This window comes from Paraflavitalea sp. CAU 1676 (genome assembly GCF_029223285.1).
GTDB lineage: Bacteria > Bacteroidota > Bacteroidia > Chitinophagales > Chitinophagaceae > Paraflavitalea.
In genome coordinates, this window is sequence record NZ_JARHUJ010000002.1 from 361139 (window position 1) to 384514 (window position 23376).

Annotated in this window: 15 protein-coding genes; 5 read left to right on the forward strand and 10 right to left on the reverse strand. The window is 51.4% G+C overall.

Going from position 1 to position 23376, the window contains the following annotated elements:
- Nucleotides 1-53 precede the first annotated feature (53 nt).
- From P2H89_RS06235 to P2H89_RS06250, 4 genes are all read right to left on the reverse strand, one after another.
- Nucleotides 54-1526 (reverse strand): RagB/SusD family nutrient uptake outer membrane protein, encoded by a 1473-nt coding sequence (locus tag P2H89_RS06235; protein WP_275825715.1) that lies wholly within the window; start codon nucleotides 1524-1526, stop codon nucleotides 54-56.
- Between the two features lie 9 nt (nucleotides 1527-1535).
- Entirely contained in the window at nucleotides 1536-4802 is a 3267-nt protein-coding gene (locus P2H89_RS06240) for a SusC/RagA family TonB-linked outer membrane protein (RefSeq protein ID WP_275825716.1), read from the reverse strand.
- 295 nt (nucleotides 4803-5097) lie between these two features.
- Nucleotides 5098-6222: a FecR family protein gene (locus tag P2H89_RS06245; RefSeq protein WP_275825717.1), complete on the reverse strand. Its 1125-nt coding sequence runs from the start codon at nucleotides 6220-6222 to the stop codon at nucleotides 5098-5100.
- An 89-nt stretch (nucleotides 6223-6311) separates the two neighbouring features.
- Entirely contained in the window at nucleotides 6312-6881 is a 570-nt protein-coding gene (locus tag P2H89_RS06250; RefSeq protein WP_275825718.1) for an RNA polymerase sigma-70 factor, read from the reverse strand.
- A 328-nt stretch (nucleotides 6882-7209) separates the two neighbouring features.
- Between P2H89_RS06250 and P2H89_RS06255 the strand changes: the two genes are divergently transcribed.
- From P2H89_RS06255 to P2H89_RS06275, 5 genes are all read left to right on the forward strand, one after another.
- Entirely contained in the window at nucleotides 7210-8289 is a 1080-nt protein-coding gene (locus tag P2H89_RS06255; protein ID WP_275825720.1) for a saccharopine dehydrogenase C-terminal domain-containing protein, read from the forward strand.
- Between the two features lies 1 nt (nucleotide 8290).
- A complete protein-coding gene (locus P2H89_RS06260) occupies nucleotides 8291-9196 on the forward strand; it encodes a DUF1338 domain-containing protein (protein ID WP_275825721.1) in 906 nt (301 codons plus the stop codon).
- 140 nt (nucleotides 9197-9336) lie between these two features.
- The gene (locus P2H89_RS06265) at nucleotides 9337-11046 is read left to right on the forward strand and encodes a phospholipase D-like domain-containing protein (protein ID WP_275825722.1); all 1710 of its coding nucleotides are present in this window, start codon (nucleotides 9337-9339) and stop codon (nucleotides 11044-11046) included.
- Between the two features lie 29 nt (nucleotides 11047-11075).
- Nucleotides 11076-11960 (forward strand): hypothetical protein, encoded by an 885-nt coding sequence (locus P2H89_RS06270; protein WP_275825723.1) that lies wholly within the window; start codon nucleotides 11076-11078, stop codon nucleotides 11958-11960.
- A 166-nt stretch (nucleotides 11961-12126) separates the two neighbouring features.
- A complete protein-coding gene (locus tag P2H89_RS06275) occupies nucleotides 12127-12747 on the forward strand; it encodes a hypothetical protein (RefSeq protein ID WP_275825724.1) in 621 nt (206 codons plus the stop codon).
- Nucleotide 12748: 1 nt separating this feature from the next.
- On the opposite strand, the gene P2H89_RS06280 is transcribed toward P2H89_RS06275, so the two are convergent.
- From P2H89_RS06280 to P2H89_RS06305, 6 genes are all read right to left on the reverse strand, one after another.
- On the reverse strand, nucleotides 12749-15142 hold the full coding sequence (locus tag P2H89_RS06280; protein ID WP_275825725.1) for a hypothetical protein: 2394 nt from the start codon (nucleotides 15140-15142) through the stop codon (nucleotides 12749-12751).
- Between the two features lie 87 nt (nucleotides 15143-15229).
- On the reverse strand, nucleotides 15230-16267 hold the full coding sequence (gene dusB / locus P2H89_RS06285) for a tRNA dihydrouridine synthase DusB (protein ID WP_275825726.1): 1038 nt from the start codon (nucleotides 16265-16267) through the stop codon (nucleotides 15230-15232).
- Between the two features lie 151 nt (nucleotides 16268-16418).
- The gene (locus P2H89_RS06290) at nucleotides 16419-17648 is read right to left on the reverse strand and encodes a family 16 glycosylhydrolase (RefSeq protein WP_275825727.1); all 1230 of its coding nucleotides are present in this window, start codon (nucleotides 17646-17648) and stop codon (nucleotides 16419-16421) included.
- A 13-nt stretch (nucleotides 17649-17661) separates the two neighbouring features.
- Nucleotides 17662-18558, reverse strand: coding sequence for a PKD domain-containing protein (locus tag P2H89_RS06295; RefSeq protein ID WP_275825728.1), 897 nt, complete (start codon nucleotides 18556-18558; stop codon nucleotides 17662-17664).
- A 15-nt stretch (nucleotides 18559-18573) separates the two neighbouring features.
- Complete coding sequence (locus P2H89_RS06300) at nucleotides 18574-20076, reverse strand: RagB/SusD family nutrient uptake outer membrane protein (RefSeq protein WP_275825729.1); 1503 nt, start codon at nucleotides 20074-20076, stop codon at nucleotides 18574-18576.
- Between the two features lie 18 nt (nucleotides 20077-20094).
- Complete coding sequence (locus P2H89_RS06305; protein WP_275825730.1) at nucleotides 20095-23196, reverse strand: TonB-dependent receptor; 3102 nt, start codon at nucleotides 23194-23196, stop codon at nucleotides 20095-20097.
- Nucleotides 23197-23376: the final 180 nt, after the last annotated feature.

A 23376-nucleotide genomic window follows, 5' to 3' on the forward strand; every position in this document is an offset into this window, starting at 1 on the left:
AGATGTGAGGAGATCACCGGCACGAATAGCAGCGTGCCGGTGATAGGTGAGAATTATTGAGGATACCCTGGATTCTGGGTTATGTTAGGTCCGTTTTTAACTTCTATTTGGGGTATGGGATACAACAACCAGTCCTTACTCCACACAGCTCCCTTAGTAGGCGCATACACCGCCATTATTTCTTCGGCCCGGCTAATGGCCGGGTTGTTGCGACCGGGCCAGCGCTTGAGGTCGAGCCAGCGATGCCCTCCTTCCATAAATAGCTCTACGCGGCGCTCCTGCTCCAAGGCAGCCAATGCTTCGGTCATGGATGATAGTGCGATGGCACCCAGGCCGGCCCGGGCACGCACCAGGTTAATGTCTGTAGCGGCGCCGGCAAAATTGCTTTGCCTTGCACGGGCTTCGGCGCGCAGCAGGTACTGTTCGGCCAGGCGCAACACAGCCAGGTGATCGGCTTGACAACTGGTAGTGTATAAATAATTTTTGTATTTAAAGGGCAGGTGGTAATACTTATTGCCGTCTGTACTGGAATCCAACCAGTTTTGTTTTCGTTTGTCACCAGGTTCAAACGAAGCGGCTAAGGCTGGATTCAGGTAATCGCTAATATCGTAAGAGAAACTAAACGGTGCCAACCCGTTCGATCTTAAGTATTCGGTGCTGAAATGACTTCCATCGAAAACAAATAAAGTATTGCCCGATGCATTCTTTACTGGTGGCAGCTGCCAGATGGCTTCTTTGGCCGAGGATTTGAACACCGTGTTGAGGTTGGCATCCAACGAATAGGTGGGTTGCCCAATCACGGATGATGCTTGTGCCTCTGCTTTGGCCCAATCTTGTGTGTACAAGTATACCCGCGACAACAGGGCTGTTGCCGCCCATTTGTTGGGCCGGATCCTTGCCGTGGTGGTCGAATTGCTGCCCGACAGGTAAGAAGCAGGCAACAGGGATTGCGCCTCCTTCAGATCGGCTATAATTTGATCGTATACCAGGTTGACTGCCTGTCTCGGCGCCAACCGGTTGGTTTCATAATTGGTGCTCGTAACCACCGGCACCGGGCCAAAGAGGTTGACGAGGTAGAAATAACAGAAGGCCCGCAAAAACCTGGCTTCACCGAGTAGCTGCTTACGTACTGGTTCTGTAATACCCGTTGAAGCCTGCACCCCAGCGATCGTAGCGTTGACCCGGTAAATATGCAGATAGGCTTTTCCCCAGATAGTTTTTAGGATACCATTATTGGGCAACACATTGTTGGTGACCAGGGTTAAATAATCCTGCATAGTCGATAGCGTGAGTAATTCGTCGCCGGTAAGGCCGGTTACCACGCTTACGCCCTGGTAGCCCTGCACCAATATGGGTTCGCTGGCCATCTCGGCCAATATGACGTTGATGGTGGCAGTGGCCGACACATCGTTTTGGAAAACCTGGGTGGCATCCAACGAGGTATCGGGCGCTTGCAGGTCTACAAATTTTTTACAGGAGCCCGCAGAAAATATCAATATGAGTAAGGGAATGAATTTGGTGTTCATGATTCGGTTTTAAAAGGTGAGTTGAATACCGGCATTGACGACACGGAGTGTTGGAATGTTGAACGACTGGTTTTCAGGATCCCATCCTTTATAGTTGGTGAACGTAAGCAGGTTTTGCGCCTGGATATAAAAACGGCAGTTCTGGATCTTTGCTTTCTTTACCAGGGCAGCCGGGAGGGTATACGAAAGGGCCACATTTTTTACCCGTATAAAAGCGATGGTGCCATAATAGTTTTCATCGTACTCGTAGGGAACCGTTGAAGGTAGTGAGTAATTATTCGTTATCCGGGGCACTGTTGCAATATCACCCGGCTTTTGCCAGCGATGCTCAAACCGCTCCACGTCCATGGGGTCATGACCTGCGCTATTAAATAAATTTGAATGGGTAATTGGTCCTGTTTGTTTGGAGAATTGCAGGAACACGTCGAGCTGGACCCCTTTGTATTGAAAGGTGTTGTTTAACCCTCCAAAATACTTTTTAGACAGATCAAAAATGACCGTTCTGTCTGCATCGGTCAATACATTGACGTTAGAAGTGTCCTTGGCGCCCGATTTCCAAACGTTGAGCCCGGTTTGCGGATTTACGCCCACAAAATCGTACGTAAGCGCCAGCGACAACGGATAGCCCACCCTGTATTTACTGGCATAAGATGAGCCTGCCAGGTTATCGTACCGCACCAGTTTGTTGCGGGGGAGAGAAAGGTTGAGGGCCATACTCCAGGTAAAGTTTTTGCTGCGCACATTCACGGTGTTGAGTTCAAACTCCAGGCCTGTGTTCTGTACGATCGCCGGCAGGTTGGCCTGCACGCCGCTAAAGCCCACGAATAACGGCAAACTATAGGTTACGAGCTGGTTGGATGAGCGGTTGCGGTAATAGCTGGTGGTGAGCAGGAGCCTGTCGTTCAGGAAACCCAGTTCCAGGGCAACTTCGGCTTTCTTATTCACCTCCCAGCTATAGCTGTCATTGGCGAGACCGTTGGGCGTAAGGCCCGCATCGTTGACGTAGGTAAAACGGCCTGCCGAATACAGCGTCATATATCCATAATCCGGTATCACATCGTTGCCCGTGCTACCATAACTGCCCCGTATTTTTCCAAAGCTCAGGATGTTCAGGTTCTCTTTTACCCAATTTTCTTCGGAGAACAGCCAGGCTGCACCGATGGCGCCAAAGTTGCCGAAGCGTTTACCCGGGGCAAAGCGGCTTGACCCATCCCGGCGGGCCGTTAGGTTCACAATGTATTTGTCGTCCAGGGTGTAGCCCAGGCGGCCAAACAAGGCATTGTAAGCATATTCTGTCTTTTCGGCAACTGGTTCACGACGGCCGCCCAGATTTGGGTTGCCCATCAAGGCATCATTGGGATAACCATAAACATCGAGGCTCGTTCCATCCGTCCTCTTTCGCTGGAAGGTGGTGCCCACCAATACATTGAACTTGCTGCCACCTATTCTTTTTTCATACTCCAGCTGGGGCTCTACATTCCAGGTGGTGTGCGAAATGCTCATTTGATTGGTGGTTCTTAGATATTCACCGTAACTGACCCAGGTAGAGGGGGCGCTGGTTGTAGCTGGCTTCCTGGTGAACGAATTGTTTTGTACCTGGCTGAAACCCAGGCCGGCCTTCAGCTTCAGGCCGGGCAACAATTCATAGCTCAGAATGCCGTTCGTAACCAGGTTGGAGAGGTTGCCCCTGTATATCCGCTCCATGGCAGCCAGGGGATTATTGAAGGTTGGAGTGAGAGGCCCCCAGTTTATTTTGCCCAAGGAATCACGTGCTGGTGGCGCAATAGGTGATAGGTACATTGCCAAAGTAGCCATATCAGTGCCCGTCACCCTGTTGTCGTCCAGGCCATAACCCGCAGAAAACTGCGCTGTGAACTTGCGGTTGGAAGACCGGTGGTTCACGGTGAGGCGCCCATTGTATTTGCGATCGGCCAAATCACTGGGGAACACGGTTGTTTCGCGCAAAAAGCTGCCGCTGAAAGTAAACGAAGTATTGTCGTTGCCCCCCTGTACCGTCATCTGCGCTCTGTTGTAATGGGCTGTATTGCCCACGATAAAATCCTGCCAGTCGGTGTAACGGGTAGTGTCCCATTTGGTAAGATCGTTGGTATAAAGTGACGGTGCGGTAGCCAGGGTATACCCATCATTTTTAATGCCCTCGTAACGCATGTCGAGGAACTGGCGACGGCTCATCATTTTTACCTTCTTACTTATTTCGCCCCAGCCTGTAGAAACGTTGATGTCGACGCTGGTGCGGCCAGGTTTTCCTTTTTTGGTGGTGATCAGCACGACCCCGTTGCCACCACGGCTGCCATAAATGGCCGTAGCGTCGGCGTCTTTCAATACTTCCATGCTCTCGATCTCATTCGGGTTAAGACTGTTGAGCGGACTGATGTCCAACAACGGAAAACTAGACTGGTTACCGACCCTGCTAAAGGAGCTGGAAGGATAGGGTACACCATCAACGATAATAAGGGGTTCATTGGCGCCCGGCCGTACGCTGTTGAGGCCGCGGATGCGAATGCTGAAACCAGTACCCGGCAGGCCGCTCTGCTGTACAATGTCGAGGCCTGCTACGCGGCCCTGCAAGGCTGCCAATGGGTTGCTCACCGGTTGCTTTTCAATCGTGGCTGCATCCACTTTACCTACACTGCCGGTATTGTTACGCCGGGAGGTGGAGTAGTAACCTTTGTTCACGACGATCTCGCCCAGGCTGGACATGGACACTTCCATGTCGATGGTTACGTTGGTGCGGCCATTGAGCGACACGAGTTTGGTTTCGAAGCCCACATAAGAAACTTCCAGGATGGCGGTGCCCGGCACGTTCAGTAACGTGAATTCGCCTTTGGCATCGGTGAGGGTGCCCTGGCTGGTGCCTTTCACCTTTACGCTGGCGCCGCTGAGGCCGGCGCCTGCTTTGTCGGTTACTTTGCCCGTCACTTCCTGCGGGGGTGGGGGAGCAATGGGAGCGGGCGCTTCTTTTTTTTGTTCAATGAGTATGGTGGCATTTTCGACCCGGTACGTAAAGCCGGATCCCTGGAGGCAAACGTTCAGTACTTCTTCGACGGTTGCGTTCCTGACCTTTACCGTAACCGGTTTGATCTCTTTAAGCAGTGTTTCGTTGTAAAGGATCGATAGATTGGTTTGCCGGGACATTTCCTTGAATACCCTTTGTACAGGTACATTTTTGAGCGAAATGGTTACCCGTTCCTGCGAAATGCCCTTGGCTGCCACCTGCAGGCTTCCGACTAATAATAGGAATGCTGTACATTTCATAACGATCAGCATTTGTTTTGGTACCAGTCTCCATCTTGCGTGCAGCAAGGAATGGAGGCTGAAATAAAGCCTCAATTGCATACTTTTGTGATGTTTGGGTTAATGAATAAGCAGTCTGCCAGAATGTTTATGACGTGAGCCCAGACACTACGGGGCCATGCTTCGAACATGGACCTGCGAACCGGGAAGTGTATCCAGCACAACCCGGTTTTTTATTGGGACGATTTGTTTGATGCCAAACTAAGAAGTGGTGTTCTTTGATACGGAATTCAACAGGATGGAGGTTGTGTGAAGTTTATGGTGATGGCAATACAACAATTCTATTTTCTTCTACCCGGAACTGTGGTCCCTGCGCTTTCAGCATGGTGAGTATGGCTGATAATGGCAGGTTGCGCCCTATGCGGCCGCCCAGTGATACATTGGGCGTGCTTCCTTCATAACTAACATCTATGTCGTACCATCGGTTTAATTGACGCATTACTGAGGGCAGGTCCAGTTTGTCGAACTCGAAAAATCCTTTTCGCCAGGCCACTGCGGCTGTGGTGTCGGTTTCAACAACTTTCAATTGATCGGATTGCAGTACGGCCTGCTGGCCGGGTTGTAATTGTGCGTTCTGTTGTTGGTAGCGTACAGCCACGCGTCCCTGGAGGAGGGTAGTGCGTGCTGCTGGTTCTTCGGCATAAGCATTGATATTGAACTCGGTGCCGAGTACCGTCACTTCTGCATTGTTGACCAGTACATGGAACGGCTTTTTAGGGTCATGGGCTACATCGAAATAGGCTTCGCCGCTGAGCTCAACCTTTCTTTCTGAACCGGGAAAACTGACCGGGAACCGGAGTGAGGAAGCCGCATTCAACCATACTTTCGATCCATCTGCCAGTATTACGGCATATTGTCCGCCTCTTGGCGTGCGTACCACATTATAAGCCATTGCTTCCCCTGCTCCCTGATAACTAACGGCCCCTGCGCCATTGAACACTGCAACATTACCTTCGCTGGCTACTTTACCGCTGGCAGTATCTAACTGGATCTCTTTTCCATTGGCGAGTACCAGCGTGGCTTTATCACTTCCCGGTGGTTTATCATGGACGGTATTCGTTACAGTACCCTGTTCGGGTTTCTCTTTTCTATCCAGTAACAGGTACCAGATGGCTGCAGATAGGGCGACCAATACGGCAGCTGCGGCGGCCCATTTGCGCCAGTTAAAGCGCAACACTTTTCCGTTGCCGGTGATGTGCTGCTGAATGCCGGCGTAAGTGGCGGCCAGCCATTCCTTTTGCTCATCGGGCTTTAATTGCGACCAGGCGTTGTTGGTGTCAGCCGTTTGCTCAAGCCACTTATGGACCTGTGCGTCCTCCTCTGCAGTACTTTGGCCTGCGAGGTACCGATCGAGCATGGATTCCATGAGTTCATTCATCATAGGTTATATAATGAAGTCGTGCGAAAATCGGGCAGGTACTATCCGTTGTTAAAAAATATTTAAACGGTAACAACGGGTTGGTCAGGATGCTAAAACCACCATAGGAGAAAGGATAATTTGTCGAGCTTGATGCGCAACTGGCTGAGGGCTGTAGTGAGTTGATTACGTACCGTTTGCTCCGATAGTCCCAGCTTTTGGGCGATCTGTGCAAAGTTGAGGTGCTCGAAGCGGCTTAGCTTAAATATCTCCCGGATACGGGGCGATAATTCTTCTATGGCCTGGTGCAACTCCGACTCGAGTTGCCGGGCATACAGCAATTCTTCTGTACTTAGGGTAATGGATGGCAGGTGAGCGATCTGCTCCTGGTATTTCCGGCGGGTACTATTCTTGCGGATATGGTCTATGATGCGATAGCGCACCGCTGCGTACAGAAAGGCACGCATTGATTGCTTGATGGTTATGGTGGCGCGTTCCTGCCACACATGTACAAAGATATCCTGGATGATGTCGCGGGCCTCTTCGAGCGATGAAAGCCGGGCCGCTGCAAAGGCGGTGAGTGGTTCAGCATATTGCCCGTATAACTGAGCAAGTGCATTTTCATCGCCGGTTTGCAGTTTCTCTAATAGCGCAGTGTCGTCGTATGCAGTAGTTGGGAGCAAAATAATCAGTCAAATATTGCTGCTAAAGTAATCAATCGTTTGCATACATGGCTAACACTTGTTCAGTTTTTACGTGGATGGTTGTGTAACAGTTAAATGGCTTGCCTGCTGAGATTAATTTACATGGCTTGTGCGGGTGAAGGATATTTACTAATATTGCACCGCATCTATGAATCACTACTTCAAAATATTCTATTCGTACATGGCTTTCCTGCGGAGCGCCTGTGCGAACGTGCCATAATTCAGCTACCCAATTCCCCTCTCTTATCGTTGTTCCTGTAATCCGGGTGTGTTGTACATCCTAATTATTCATTTTAAACAATTTATTGTGAAACGAATTGCTGTTACCGGCATGGGTAAGGTAGGCTCTTTAGTGGGCACCTTGCTGGCCGATCTGTTTACCGTTACCGGTATTGACAAACAGGAGCCTGCCATGCCTGTTGATTTTACCACTGTTACAGGCAATGTGACCGATCCTGCCGCCCTGCGTCAGTTGCTGGCTGGTCACGATGCTGTTGTTTCGTGCCTGCCTTACAACCTCAACCTGGGGGTAGCTAAAGTGGCTTATGAACTGGGTATTCATTATTTCGATCTTACGGAGGATGTGGCCACTACGGCTGCTATCCGCGACATGGCGCAAACTTCCAAGGGAGTGATGGTGCCGCAGTGCGGATTGGCGCCGGGCTTTATCGGCATCGTTGGTTCGCAGCTCACGAAATCATTTACTAAACTGCGCGATATTGAATTGCGTGTAGGTGCGTTGCCTCGCTATCCCAATGGCTTGATGGGTTACTCTTTTACCTGGTCGCCCGCGGGTGTTATCAATGAATACATCAATGACGCCGAAGTGATCCATAACGGGGTACGCAAAATGGTGCCTTCGCTGGAAGGGCTCGAGACGATCAATATTGAAGGACAGGAGTTTGAGGCTTTCTCTACTTCCGGTGGCCTGGGCACACTCTGCGAAACCCTGGAGGGAAAGGTGGATACGCTGAATTACAAAACGATCCGTTATCCTGGCCATGCCCGGCTGATGCGTTTCCTGTTGTATGAGCTGATCCTGAAGGAAAAAAGGGAACTTTGCGAGCAGATACTGACGGAAGCCAAACCGCCCGTTAAAGAAGATGTTGTGTATGTGTATGCGGTAGTGGAAGGCTGGGCCGGCAAGGACCTGAAGCGCGAAGAGTTCTACCGGGCTTATCATCCGATAGACATTCATGGCCGCAATTGGCGTGCTATCTCCTGGACCACAGCAGCCTCGGTGGCGGCGGTGGTGGAAATGGTGGCCAATGGAAAACTCCCTGCCAAAGGATTTGTGAAGCAGGAGGATATCAGCCTGGAAGATTTTTATGCCACCCGTTGGGGCAGGCTGTATGCAGACGATCAATCAAACCATACAACTCATTAAGATGACAACGAAGCTCAATACTTTGCAGGCCGTGCTCGATGGCCTCATGCTGCGCTATAAGGAACGGGTGCCCGATGTGGCAGCCATCGTTCGTGCAATGATCGGCGCTGGTATCATTGCCCAAGAGCAGGAGATAGAAAATGACCATATTGCTTTTCGCACGCTGGGCGTTCCGCACCTGGGCATCGCTTCGCTCGAAAAGATCTTTCTCCACTACGGTTACCAGAAGCGTGACTACTATTTCTTCAAAGAGAAAAAACTCAATGCCTTCTGGTATGCGCCACCGGTAGCCGGGTTGCCCCGCATCTTTGTTTCTGAATTGCGCGTGGCCGACCTTTCGGCGGAAGCGCAGCGGATCATTCACCATTATACCGATAAGGTGACTGCCGATCCGGTGGATGCGTTGAACCTCGATGATGTGGAAGCGGTGGATCATTACCTGCATTCCAGTTCATGGGAGCTGCCTACGCTGGCAGATTATGAAGCATTGGCGGGTGAGTCGGAGTACGCCGCCTGGGCGATCTATAACCGGTACTACCTCAATCACTATACGCTTTCGATCCACAACCTGAAAAAGCCTTACGATACACTGGAGGCTTTCAATGCCTTCCTTGAACAACAGGGTATCATCCTGAACGATTCGGGCGGTAAGATCAAACAAAGTCCGGACGGCAACCTGCTGCAGAGCAGTACGGTGGCCGGGCTGGTGGACGCGGATTTTGCCGGTGGCGGCCGTAAGACCATTCCCGGGTCTTATGTCGAGTTTGCCGAGCGCCGGGTGCTGGAGCCTTTCAGGCATCTGCCGGCTTCGGAGATCACAGCTGCGCACCGGCGCGAAGGCTTTGAGGCCGGTAATGCCGACAAGATCTTCGAGAGTACCTACCTGGAGCAAACGGGTAAACGATAATACTACATGGTTTGCTTTTATACCTGGCCCCGCCCCGTCAAGGAGCGGGGCCTTTTTCTGTAAAGTCCTGGTAGAAAAGGGTTAAAACACGGTAGACCATGGGTTTTCTCCTGCTTATTTTTAGGTTAAATACCAACACCATGCAAGACTCATTTCAGGTTAGCGGGAATAACAAAGAAGCATTGTTCTCTTTAAAGGTTCACCGTGGAGATGGGATGGCATTGCTTGCCATGAACTGGAAGAAAGGAAAGCCGCCGGTCGATTTTGTTGGCTGGGCTATCGAGTTCAAAGAGCCGGGTGAAAAGAGTTTCTTTCCGATCAATAACCGCGTATCCTTTACTGCCAGTAACGGAGAGGTGGACCCGCTTAAGAAATCCACCCTGGTTGCTCCCATCCAGAAGTTCCGGTGGGTGCATTTTCCGCGCAGTGCCGAAAAGAAAGGTAAGTTCACCTACCGGGTTAAACCGGTGTTCATGAATAAGGAAGACCGGCTTAGTTACGGAGAGCCGCAGATAGTTGACATTGAACTGGCCCGGGAAACCTATCCGGGCAAACTGAATGTGACCTTCACCCGGGGATATGTTTCTTCGCAGGCGTTCGTTGACCGTTTTGGTGCCGATTCTATTCCGAAGTTGTTGCCGGGAAAATCGAATCTTGGGTTGGGATTTAAGACGGCGCACCCCGAGGCGGAGAATGCCCTGGCGTGGATGGGTTTTGAGGCTCGCCATGCCATCCTGGAAGTGGTGGAGCAGGCCATAGCCGATAAATCGGCCAAAGTGCGCGTGCTGGCCTATGACCTGAATGAGCCCGTGTTGGTATCGAAACTTGAAAAGCTGGGCAGGCGACTGGAGATCATTATCGATAATTCGGGCGAGCACGGGCATAAAGATTCGAGCGAAACTAAGGCCGCGAAACGCCTTGAGAAGACTGCTCAAAGCGTATTGCGTCAAAAGATGGGTCAGCTGCAGCACAACAAGGTCATTGTAGCGAAAGGCACTAAAGTGAATGCGGCGGTGATGGGCTCTACCAATTTCAGCTGGCGTGGTTTCTTCGTGCAGGCCAACAATGCCATCATTGTGCGGGGCAAAAAAGCCATTGCGCCCTTTTGGGAAGTGTTTGAAGCCTACACAACCAATACCGATAATGCGCCGGGTTTTGGCGGTACAGGTTCTGCAGAATGGATCAAATTGGACTTGAAAGATATCGACGCCAAAGTGTCGTTTTCCCCGCATGCGGCCAACAATGCTTTACTGGATGTGATCATGGACGATATTAGTACAAAAACCACTTCCTCACTTTTCTATTCTTTTGCCTTCTTATTCCAGACGCCTGCTTTGGAGAAAGTGATACAACAGGTGTCGAAGAAGAATGGACTGTTTGTGTATGGTATTTCCGATAAGAAGGCCGGGGGTATCAAGCTGCAGAAACCGGATGGCAATGTTGTGCCGGTATTCCCTTCAACCCTCGCACCCAGGAAAACGCCGGAGCCTTTCAAATCCGAGCCTTCGGGTGGGGGAGGCAATCGCATGCACCATAAATTCGCCGTTATAGATTTCGATAAGCCCACTGCCCGCGTTTACATGGGTTCTTATAACTTCTCCAGTACGGCCGACAGAAAGAACGGTGAAAACCTGGTGCTGATCAAAGATCGCCGGGTGGCCGTTTCATATATGATCGAGGCGCTCCGGTTGTTTGATCATTATCATTTCCGTGTTGCCCAACTGGAAGCAAAGAAGGCGAAGAAAAAGCTCGTTCTCCAAAAGCCTCCCCGTAAGAAAACTGAAAAACCCTGGTGGCTGGAGGATTATACCAATGCCCGCAAGATCCGTGACCGGGAACTGTTCGCCTAGTTTACACCTAAACCTTAAATACATCAATCATGAAACGCTTCACTACAGTGGGTGGGGGCATGCTATTGCTCTTACTCTTATTCCTTGCACTGAACGGCCGGTCTCAAACGATCGTTGGAAAGATCTATGTTACCTTTTCGGATCAGATCACCGTATTTGGTCTTAATGGAGAAGGCAATCTCGATCAGGGTAAAGATTATGCAGTCAAGAAAGGGACCAAGTTCTCGGTGGTCGGCTTCGACTCTCAGAACAATGTGCTGATCACTTTCTGGCGCTATTACAGGTACGATGCGACGGATACGAAAGGGAAAACAAAACTTTACACGAAGGCAGATACGTTTACCAAACAATCGCTGGCGTACTATCCGCCAGATTCCGCATTTATAGGCGTTTGGGCAAACTTCAAAAGATTCGCTATCAGCCCCAGGGTGCTTAACTCCGCTTGTAAAGAATACTTCGGCGGTAAAAAAGAATTTACGTGGGGGGTTATGACCTTGCCGATCAAAGCCAGATTGGGCAATGGAGGTGATAACTTCTTCGATTTTGAAGAAAGGTTAAACCTTGGGTTTGTGTTTGGAAGAAAAAAACAGCTGGAAGGCTACGCGTCCCGCGCCAACAACTGGCTTCTGGGATTTGGGATCACCAGTGTTAAAACTGATAGCCTCAGCCTGAAGGAGGTACAATACTATGAAGGAAAGACGGCATTGGCGCTGAGTTTACATGGTGGCTACCTGTACCAGTTTGATGCGTTTCAGGTTGGTGCTTTCCTGGGCGTAGACTTTGTACCCGGTAAAGTGGGGCGTACCTGGAAGAACCAGGGCCGGCCATGGATTGGACTTGCTATCGGGGTTGCACTCTTCTCCAAAACTACCGATGGAGGTACGGGCGACAATGAGCCCGATAAGAAAAGATGAGGAGGGCGAAACTGTCCTGAGGTTACCAACCCGCCTCGTTCCCGTATGGCGGTTGTCTGAGATTGACAAAGTGTGTTAATTATTATACTGAAATCGATTGCGCTGAATCCACAGTCCAATCGATTTCAGTCGTTTATGAATTATATTAGCGGTGCAAATTTTAACCATGAGCCCTACCTTACAACGGTTGCACCGTATCACCGGTATTGTCATTGCTTCATTCTTGCTTCTGCATGTTACCAACCATCTCTTTGCCCTGGCTGGACCCGCCACCCATATCGCAGTGATGAAGGTGTTCCGGCGCGTGTATCGTTTTCCGCCGGTTGAGATCCTGTTGCTGGCCTGTGTGGCTTTCCAGGTAGTGAGCGGCCTCATCCTGGTATTTAAGAAAGGTTTCCGAAAGCAGCCCGCCTTTGTTATGGCGCAAGTGATCAGCGGCCTGTACCTGTCGTTCTTTTTGTGTTTTCATGTGCGGGCGGTGCTGATGGGGCGCTATAGCTGGAAGGTGGAGACCGATTTCTATTTTGCTGCCGGGGTGGCGAACTCCTATCCGGGTAAATTATTCTTCATTCCCTATTATACCCTTTCGCTGCTCGCTGCCTTTACGCACTTTGCTGCGGTGCATTATTATAAACGCCGGGGGCATTTGGCCCAAATTACGGATGAGGTAGCACATGCTGCTGCTGACCGCCGGTACAAACGCGAAACGCTGGCGATCGGCATTGCAGGCTCAGTGATCACCCTGCTGATCATGCTGGCGCTTTCGGGGGTGCTTTACCCGATTTAATTTACTGATCCAGGTTAATGGCCACCCGTATAGCTTTCAGTCCGCTTACACCCTGCAATTCTTCCAGCTCCAGCTGCTCTATACCGGGCTTCAGCAATTGCTTGCTTTGGAGAAACTGGATATACTCCTGGTATTCCTGTGCTTCTTTGGGATTGGAATAGACCATGGCTATTTTTCCTGGCTGAGTAAGCCTTTCGTTGGTGCCCTGTATACACACTTTGTCTAACCGTTTTTTCATGACCTCATAGCGAATATTGTAGGAGCCTTCCACATCAAACCTTCGCTCATCTTTCCGGAAGCTGATAGAAATGGGCTGACTGTGGATCAGGATCAGCTGGGTGGTTTGCAACGGTACGTTCAATGATGGGAGCAATTTATGCGTAATGCCCGCAATTTCGGCCATCGATCTTAATTGCCATAACCTGATGTTCTTGAGATATAGCAGGTCGAACTGGTTGTTGGGTGAAATCGATTGTCCGATATAGATCGTGTATTCCACGCCGTCCGTTTTGTACTTCTCAAAATAGTGCGGGTACGATTGCTGCATGGCTGTTTCTGCCTGCTCCAGGTACTGCAGCACCGACTCATTGATCGCAGTCAGGGTCTCTTCGTATTCATTGCGATAGCGGTACAGGTAGCCGCGGGTATCATTGACTTTGTCAAAGTAACGGCCTGCTATTTCCTGTGCCTGTAAATTGCTTTTTTGCAGATGCTGAAGCACAGGGTGGAGCTCCTGTTCGAGAAAATCATTGATCCGTACCTCATTCTCTGCGACGAGGCTTTTATCGATAGATTGCCGGAAGTTCTGGTTCTTGAAGGTAAGCCCTTCCAGTAAGGGCAATGATAATTGAGTTTGTAACGTATCGAGCGTTTCCTCTATGAGGTTCAGGTGTTCTTTCAGGTCCTTTTGAATAGCATGACTTCTTTCGCTGGAGGAGTTGCGGATATCGATAGCGCCATATAATGGATACACCTGTTCAAATACCACATTCCCCGGTAAAGTGGCCGGTCCTCCGTTGTGATGCGTGTGCATGTATTTCCAGGCTACCTCTGCAAACTTCCATTCTACGGCAGGCTGCAGGGCGGTGAACTTTTCCTTGATCAGTTTTTCGATGCGGTGATTGAAGGTGTCGCGGTTCTTCAACAGGGCCAGTGATAACAAGGGCATGGCGGGTTCTAATCTTGCCAGTACATCCTGGTTAAACTGGTTGGGGATGGGTGAACTGAGTTCCAGTATCCCCAACAAGCCGTCATTGTTCTGAATGGGATAGGATATATAACTTCTGGCACCGGCTTCCCACAAGCTTCGCAAAAAGGGGGCCATGGTGGCCATTTGTTCATCCAGTATGGCAATAGGTACGGGTTCGGGATGTTCGGTGAGAAAACCCAGGACGGTTTGGTATTCGGCCACGCTTTTTTCATCGCCCGGACGCCAGTTCCTGCCTATCAGGCTGTGCTGCAAACAAGGTTCATCCATCACAAACTGGTCGTTTAGTTTTACAAAAGGCATCAGCCCAACTTCCACCTCATTCAACCCTACGAGCGCGTGGATATTGGCTTTCAGATCATGGATGATACCGGTGTCACAGGCTTCCTGCCGCAGCAATACTTTTTTGATGGCTTCCATCGATTCCTGCGTAGTTACATCTTCTGCTACCCATAAGGCAAAGCCCTCTGCTTCGAAGAGGTCAAGCGGCATCTTTTGCAATTGCATGTCGAGGTCCAGTATCCTGAATGTATTGAGGCAAACGGCACAGTCCTGCAATTGCGGTAGCTCGCCTTTCAGGTGAAGGTCGATGAACCTTCTATCGTACCGGAGCTTATAATATCTTTTTACGCCTGTAGTGGAATTGGTTACCGGATACACCAGGTCCATATGGTCATTGTTGAGCCGCACGCCATAGAACTTGTCCAGCACGTGCTCATAGATCAGGGAGCACAGCGCGTGTTTAAGGTATTGTGGTGTAGTATCTGCCGGCAACAACACATGTGCTTCTTCGGGGTCAATAAAGAGTTTCCGGAACGCCGGTGAATAATTAAAGACCGCAAATTGATAGGGGGTAGCCATGGTAAACATGTTCTTTTCCTCGTTGCCAACGATCGGAAATAGAACGGTGCCCAGCAATTCCAGCAGGCCCTGGTGTTGGCTCAGCAAGGTATGGTCGTCTATCGGCTCCAGCAACGCAGGTTCCGCTTCCAGCTTTTCAATCAGGTAATGATAGAACCCTGACCTGGTATCGGAACAGTCGGTTAGCTTGTCTTTTAAGTAATTGATAAAAGGCAGGAAGGAGATCTTGCTGTCGATCAAATGACTATGATCTGTGTTGCCAGGTGCAGCAGCAAGTACTTTTACACTGTTAGGGTACCGGATAGCAGGAATGATATCTTCCAGCATAACCCAGTATTTAAGTGATCAATAAGTTCTCAGCAGACTGTAAAGGTAATAATTAAATAGTTGGAGGCCGCAAACGCAAATTAGCTGCTATAAGGCGCAGTTTTCGTGGTAGTCTTTCAATACTATAGGTGCTTGTTCAAACTCATAACCTTCGTAGCGGACCAGCACTTCATCGAAGGCGGCTTCGGCTTCTTCGATGGTGAGGGCAGTTACCAGCTTTTGACGCAGTTCGCTGAAGCCCGGTAATCCTTTGAAATAATACAGGTATTGGCGACGCATGGAATAAATGCCCGCTTTGGGTCCTTTCCAGGCTACCGACTTACGCAGTTGCTTGCGGCTTACTTCCACTCTTTCGATAAGGGTGGGCGCGTGCAACATCTCTCCGGTGTTGAGGTAATGCCTGATCTCACGGAATATCCAGGGATAACCAATGGCGGCACGGCCTACCATGATGCCATCGACCCCATAGCGGTTTTTGTATTCGAGCGCTTTTTGGGGCGTGTTGATGTCGCCATTGCCGAAGATGGGGATGTGGATACGCGGATTGTTCTTCACTTTGGCGATGAGCGACCAGTCGGCTTCGCCTTTGTACAACTGGCAGCGGGTGCGGCCATGGATGGCGAGTGCTTTGATGCCGGTATCCTGCAGGCGTTCGGCCACTTCTTCAATGTTCTTACTATTATCATCCCAGCCAAGACGCGTTTTGACTGTAACCGGCAGCCTGGTGCTTTTTACGCAGGCTTCGGTAAGGCGCACCATGAGGTCGATGTCTTTCAATACCCCTGCTCCGGCGCCACGGCTTACGATGCCTTTGATAGGGCAGCCGAAGTTGATATCGAGCAGGTCGGGATTGGTAACGTCTACAATGCGGGCGGCCATGGCCATGCGTTCTTCGTCGCCTCCGAATATCTGAATGCCTACCGGGCGCTCTTCGTCGAAGATGTCGAGCTTGCGTTTGGCTTTAATGGCATCCTTGATCAGCCCTTCGCTCGAGATGAACTCGGTATACAGCAGGTCGGCTCCGTTGTCTTTGCATACAACACGGAAAGGCGGATCGCTCACGTCTTCCATGGGCGCCAGCAGCAGCGGAAAATCCGGTAATTCGATATGACTGATCTTTACCAATTTGTTGGTCTAAAAGTGCGCAAAGGTACTAAAAAGCAGGGTGCCGGCCCAGGCTTTACAGCCCGGCCGGCACCAGTGGTTGATTTTCAACCTATTCCTGCAAACTTACTGCCTATGAAAACATCAAATCCTGTCTTTCAATTGATGGCTGTTACTGATACACACGGATATAATCCACGATCAGCCATTGGGGAAAATAGGTGTTGGCATCCGGACTGCCCGGCCAGTTACCACCTACTGCGAGGTTGAAGATCACGAAGAACTCTTCATTGAAGGGGTAATTGTTGGCGCCCAGGTCGGCCTTGGTGACGGTCGAAAACACCTGTCCGTCTACGAGCCACTGGATCTGGTCCTGCTTCCACTCGAGCGAGAACACATGGAACTCGTCGTTGAAGGTTTTGGCCGGCAGCGACCAGTTGCGGGAGATCTGCGTGCTGCCCGGACCGGGGCCAAAATGTAAAGTGCCATGGGTTTTGGCCGGTTCATGACCTACTACTTCCATAAGGTCGATCTCTCCGCTTTTGGGCCATCCGCCAAATACACTCTTGTCGGGCATCAGCCAAAAGGCGGGCCATATGCCCTTGCCTTTTGGTAAGATGGCTCTGATATCGATACGTCCGAATTTGATAGGCTTTTTGCCTTGTGTAATGATCTTGGAGGAAGTGTATCCCTTGCCCTGGAAGCTCTCGGGCCGCGCTTCAATGATCAGCTTTCCGTTCTGGAAGTACAGGTTCTCGGCGCGGTCGGTATAATACTCGAGCTCATTATTGCCCCAGCCGCATACGTTGGGGCAGCCATCGCCATTCTGGTGGCTCCAGATGGTGGTGTTGAGCGCGGGACCATCGAAGTCGTCTTTCCATGCCAACGTGTAATTGGGGTAGGCGGTGGGCGCTTCATAACCTGCATTGGTGTACGCTACGCGGGTATCGTCATTGCGAATGGTGCCGCTGGCGCTCTGCTTCTGCAGGGTGCCGCCCACGGGGCTTTGCAATTGCAGGGTGAAGGAGTCGTCGCCTTCCTTGATGTCGTCCCCCACGATCTGGATCACCAGTTTTTGCTGTGTCGATCCGGCGGGTATGGTGATCGATTGTGTGGTGGGTGCTACATAATCTTCCCCCGCCTTGGCGGTGCCCCCGCTAATGGTGTAATTGACCGTTACGTCTTTCGTTGTTTTCTTGTCGATCGATACATTGAATTCAAAGGCCGTGGTGGCCGCATTGCCTTCAAACAGCGTAACGTCTTCGATGGAGATCGCGGGTACTACCACGGGCTCCGGTTCACTTCCTTTGCCTTTACTGCAGCCGCTCGATGCATGGTTGATGGACAGGGTGCAGAGCAGTAAAGTGATCAGCTGATACATATTGGCCTTGTTTGGTTGCATATACTAGTTTTCGTTATTTGGCACGGAAGGTGAACTTCCACTGACCCCAGTCGTATTTCTTGTTGATCACCATTTTGGTTTCGGTCATTTCGAGGATATCGTAGGTGATGGAAGCTTCGGGGGCGCCGGTGGTGCCTGCTTCGCCTACTTTGTACAAGGCCATATAAGCACCGTTGCCGATGACCTGCAGCTTGCTGTTACCGATGACCTTGAAGTTGAAATTGCCGCCGCCCCAGGCCTGGTACTTAGCTGGTAATTGCGCCAGGGTAGCACAACCTACGGGCAGGCCGATATCGGTAGGCCAGGGATTGCCGCCTTCATCATCCACACGAATATCGCCTTTTACGTTCAGCACGAAGCTGCCGTCTTTCTTGAAGGTATATTCGTCGTTGAAGGAGCAGGGCCTGCCGGTTACATCGCCTTCACCGCTCGACCACCACTGGTTGCCACCGGGATCGCCTACCCACAGCGCACCGCCGCCGGGCTGTTCCAGTACCCATGTTTTTTGTGTACAGCCGGTGAGCAGGGCCTTTTTGCCCGAGCAGCCATTGGGATCATCGTTGGCTACATTGACAGCTACGGTGGTAGAGTCGATGCCGCCGCTGGTCATGAGGATGAGCTTAACGGTATAGTTGCCTTTATCGGGATAATAGGCCGTATCGATCTGTTTGCCGGCGCGGGAACCGCCGCCATCGCCAATATTCCAGCGAAAGTAAAAGGCATCGGCCGTAGTGCTGGTGAGCAGGTAGCTGTTCACCTTACCGTTAATAGGTGTTACGGTAAAGGCCGCTTTGGGTTGCGCTCCGAATTCGCCATAGCTTGATTTAGGGCTGCAACCGGGCATTACCAGGGGCACCAGCAGTATCAACAGCCAGCTTTGTGCGGGGATAGTATGTTTGATGCGTAACATGATGGATGTTTTAGTTTAGTAACCTTTGTTTTGCTCCAACACTTTGTTGGTGATGTCGATCTCCTGCTGCGGTATGGGCAGCACTTCATTTTTGTTGGCCTTATAACCACGTGGCCCCAGTACGGCCGCTGCCTTACCCGACCGGACGAGGTCGAAGAACCGGTGCCCTTCGGTAGCCAGCTCGAGGCGGCGCTCCTGGTAAATATTGTCGAGGTTGGCCGGTATGCTGGGCAGGTTAACCCGGCGGCGAACGGTATCGAGCAAATACTGGGAGCGTGCTGCATCGCCGCCGCCTCTTACGAGTGCTTCGGCTTCGAGCAGGTAAGTGTCGGCCAGCCGGATCTCGATCTCATTGATGGGCCAGTTGATCTCAGCTGTACCCACGCTGGAGCGGAAAGCCGTTACCGGCGCATACTTACGCACGAAATAATCGGTGTTCTGGTACCGGGCATTGTACTTGGCGCCCTGCGCTTTCATGGCATTGCCGTCGATGATGGTATGCTGAAAGCGGGGGTCGTTCTTCATCACATTCGCCAGGTCTTCCGTGATGGGACAAAAACCCCAGCCACCGGAATAAAGCGGGCCACTATAATCGGCAGCACCTACGAATTGGGCGGCCACATTGCCCTCGCCGCCATTGATCCAGCCCCAGTCGCCCCAGGCCGCCAGGTTGCTGTGCGGTATCTCCAGGATCGACTCGGCATTGAATTTATTATCGGCTCGGAAAATGTCTCCAAAGTTGGGCAGCAGGCGATAAGCGGCCGATGTATTTACCTCTTTCAATAAGGCGGCTGCTTCGGCCATGCGGCCATTGTTGTTCTGGTAAAGGATCACCTTACCCAGTATCGCCGTAGCGGCACCTTTGGTAAGTCTGGCGTATTCGCTAACGGGCAGGGTAGTGGGCAGGTCGGCACGGGCTTCCTTCAGGTCTTTCTCGATCTGCGCATAGATGGCCGTTGCTTCTGCCTGCTTTTGACTGTACAGTTCGCTGGTGGGCACAGCGCCCAATATCAGGGGCACGCGACCGAAGAAACGAACAAGGTCGAAGTAGAAATAAGCGCGCAGGGTTTTGGTTTCTGCGATCACCCGCGTTTTGAAAGCCGCGGTAAGGTTGGTGGCTTTTTCGATCTTCGACAGCAACAGGTTGGCCCTGTATACGCCGGTAAAGTTCTTTTGCCACAGGCCCAGTTGCGGACCGCGGAAGGCATCGAGTGTGAAGTTATCGTAAGCTACCCAGCTAGGCTGATCCGATGCATCACTGCCGCCCGCATAGGCATCATCCGATGCGGCGGAGAGCAGGGGCATCTTCATGGTATAGCCACCGCTATTGCCCCATTGCATCACGTCGTAAACAGAAACCAGGCCTTGAAATACCTGCTCCTGGTTTTGGTAAAAATTGTCTTCGAGTTCCGTACCCCTTGGTTGCAGTTCAAGAAAACTCTTGCTGCAGGAGGCGGTGGTCAACAGACCGCCAAACAGTACGGGCAGCCATTTTATATAGGTTCGTTTTTGAGTCATTGTTCGGTGATTTGAGGATTAAAAACCAATGTTGATGCCGGCCATCAGCGCACGGGCCTGTGGATAAATACCGCGGTCTGTACCAAAGCTGTCGCCACCAATTTCAGGATCGTATCCATTGTATTTGGTAAAGGTGAGCAGGTTGTTGCCGGTGAGGTACAAACGCAGCTTGGTGAGTCCCGCCTTTTTGATCAGCTGCGAAGGCAGGGAGTAACCGATCTGCAATACCTTGATGCGGAAGTAATCACCCTTCTGCAGGTAGAAATCGGAGCTGCGGCTGAAGTTCTGGTTGGGATCGTTGAGCACCATGCGGGGGAATTTATTCGAGGTGTTGGGGCCCGTCCACCGGCTCAATGCCTCTGTGGTATAGTTGGCAGTAGGCAGGTCGAAGCGGCGCAATGCCTGGAATACTTCGTTGCCGGCTACGCCTTGTCCGAACACCAGGATATCAAATCCCTTCCACGATGCTTCGGCATTGAAGCCAAAGCTTACATTGGGCGTGGGGTCGCCGATGATGGTGCGGTCGTCGTTGGTGAGCTTGCCATCGTTGTTGTAATCCACAAAACGGATATCGCCGGGTTTGGCATCGGGTTGCAGGATGCCACCATCTTTGCCTTTGTGGTTCAATACATCTTCCGGAGTTTGGAAGAGTCCGTTGGTCTTGAAGCCATAGAACGACCAAACGGCCTCGCCCACTACCGAGCGGGTGATCTCTACACCCTGCGGACCAAATCGCTGTCCGGGCAGGAAGAGCTTTTCCGAACCGAGGTAAGTAACTTCATTCTTGAGGTAAGAAACATTGCCGCTTATCTTAAAATCAACTTCGCCAATACGTTTTCTATAGCCCAATTCCAGTTCAACGCCGCGGTTCTCCATATCGGCGATATTGCCAATGGGACCTACGTTGCCGATATAAGAAGGCACAGCGATATCGAGCAGCATGCCGCTGGTCTTTTTGTTGAATACCTCGAGGGTAAGGTTGAAGTTGGTGAACAATACCGCATCCAAACCGATATTCAACTGCGATGTTTGTTCCCATTTAAGGTCAGGGTTCGAAAGCCTGTTGGGGCTCACGCCATTTACGAGTACGGGTGTAAGACCTGTAGTATAGTTCCTGCCGCCGCCTACCGTAGAGAGGTAATTGAAACGGCCGATGCGGTCGTTACCCACTACGCCATAAGAGCCGCGTAACTTCAGGAAGCTGACGGCTTCCGTTACGGGGAAGAACTCTTCTTTCGAAGCTACCCAGCCTGCGGAGATGGAGGGAAATACACCGTATTTGTTATTGGGACCAAAAGTGGAAGATCCATCACGGCGTACAATGCCTGTGAGCAGGTATTTGTCGTCGTAGCTGTAGATCACCCGGCCGAAGATAGACGACAGGGCCTCTTCATATTCTCCGCCCCAAAAGTACTGGTTGGTTTGCGGTACGGGGAACTGGAGGGAGGCGTCTTTGATATCGTTTACGGGGAGGCCACGCAGCGTGCCGCCTTGTGTTTTACCATCATTCTTTTGGCCAGTGGTACCTACCAGTCCGGTCACACTGTGCTTGCCGATGGTGCGCTGGTAGGAGAGTTGGTTTTCCCACAACCACACGATGCCCCTGTTGGAGTTACGCGTGTAGCCATTCAGCGTTACCTGGTTGGTGGTATTGAGGTAATGAACGGGCGAAAAGCTTTCGTCGTACCAGAACGCGAGGTCGGTAGCAATGGTGCTGCGGAATTTAAGTCCCTTGATGAACTCTATTTCTGCAAAGGCGTTGGCCACGATCTTGTCCGACCCGCCTTTAGCCTGTTGTACTTTAAGGGCAGCAACAGGATTCAGTATTTCGGAAGTGACGATGTTGGAAATGCCATAAGGATTACCGTTGGCATCACGCACTACCGGCAAATTGCTGTAAGGAGGTGCATTGGCCAGTGCAGGATCGGTCACGATAAGCGGTGTAATGGGGTCGATGTTGATGGCGCGGTTGAGCGGTGTGCCCCATTCGCCGTTGGTGCCTACACCTACGGAACTGATGCGGGTGTAGCCGATATTGGTGCCGAAGGTAATGCCGTTGGTGATCTTGTGGGTCGAGTTGAAGCGAACGGTGAAACGCTTGAAGGTTGAATTGTCGGGCGCTACGATACCTTTTTGATCGAGGAAACCAAAGGAGGCATAATAGGTCGACTTTTCGGAGCCGCCGGAAAGGCTGAGGTCGTGGCTCATGATGGGCGCGGCATCGTCGAATACGGTGTTTTGCCAATCGGTACCCTTACCATATTGATCTGGATTGGGGAAGCGGGGCGACTGACCGGCGGCTGCATAGGCCTCATTCAGCAATTTGGCATACTGTGTGGCATCGAGGAGGTCGAGCTTGCGCCAGGCCTTTTGGGTGCCGTAGTAGCCATTATAATGAGCAGCGATCTTACCGGTCTTGCCTTTCTTGGTAGTGACCAGGATAACGCCGCTGGCGGCCCTGGTTCCGTAAATGGCGGCAGAGGCGGCATCCTTCAATACATCGATCGATTCGATGTCGTTCTGGTTCAGGTATTCCAGGCCGCCGCCGATGGGTATACCATCCACTATATATAAGGGGTCGGAAAATCCGGTGCTGGAGGCACCGCGGATGCGAACGGTAGAGGGGGCGCCGGGCTGTCCCGAACTGCTGGTGATGGTGACACCCGATACGCGGCCCTGGAGCGATTGCTCGAGGCGCTGTACCGGCATATTGTCGAGGTCGCCGGCGCGTACGGTTGATATGGCGTTGGTGACAGCGCCGCGACGTTGCGTTTGGCTATAACCTACTACCACCACTTCGTCCATACTGTTGGTCCTTTCTTCCAATTGTACAGAGAGCGCATTGCCATCGCGCACCGTTATTTCGCGGGAAGGCATCCCGATATGCGAAATAACCAATACGGAGCCGGCTTGCGGCAGGGTGATCGTGAATTTGCCCTGTGTGTCGGTGGTGGTGGCGGTAGAAGTGCCTTTCACTAAAACGGTGGCGCCGGCAACCGGGGCGCCGGTAACCCGGCTGGTGACCGTACCGGTCACCGGGAGAGACTGGGCATAGGCCCGGGTAATAAGCAGCGTTTGGAGTAGTACCGATACTGATAGCAGTACAGCTTTCATTTTCATAAGCAAACAATTTTGATTGAAGGATGAGGCAATAAGGGTTTACCACTAAGGGTTTACAGGACACATTTAGTGGCCCTTTTGCCGCATCCTAAAATTATTGTTCGCTACTGCAAAGGCGCGTTTTTCGACTACATCACCGCTACATCACCTCTTCGTAAGTCAATAAAAACAAGCATTCTG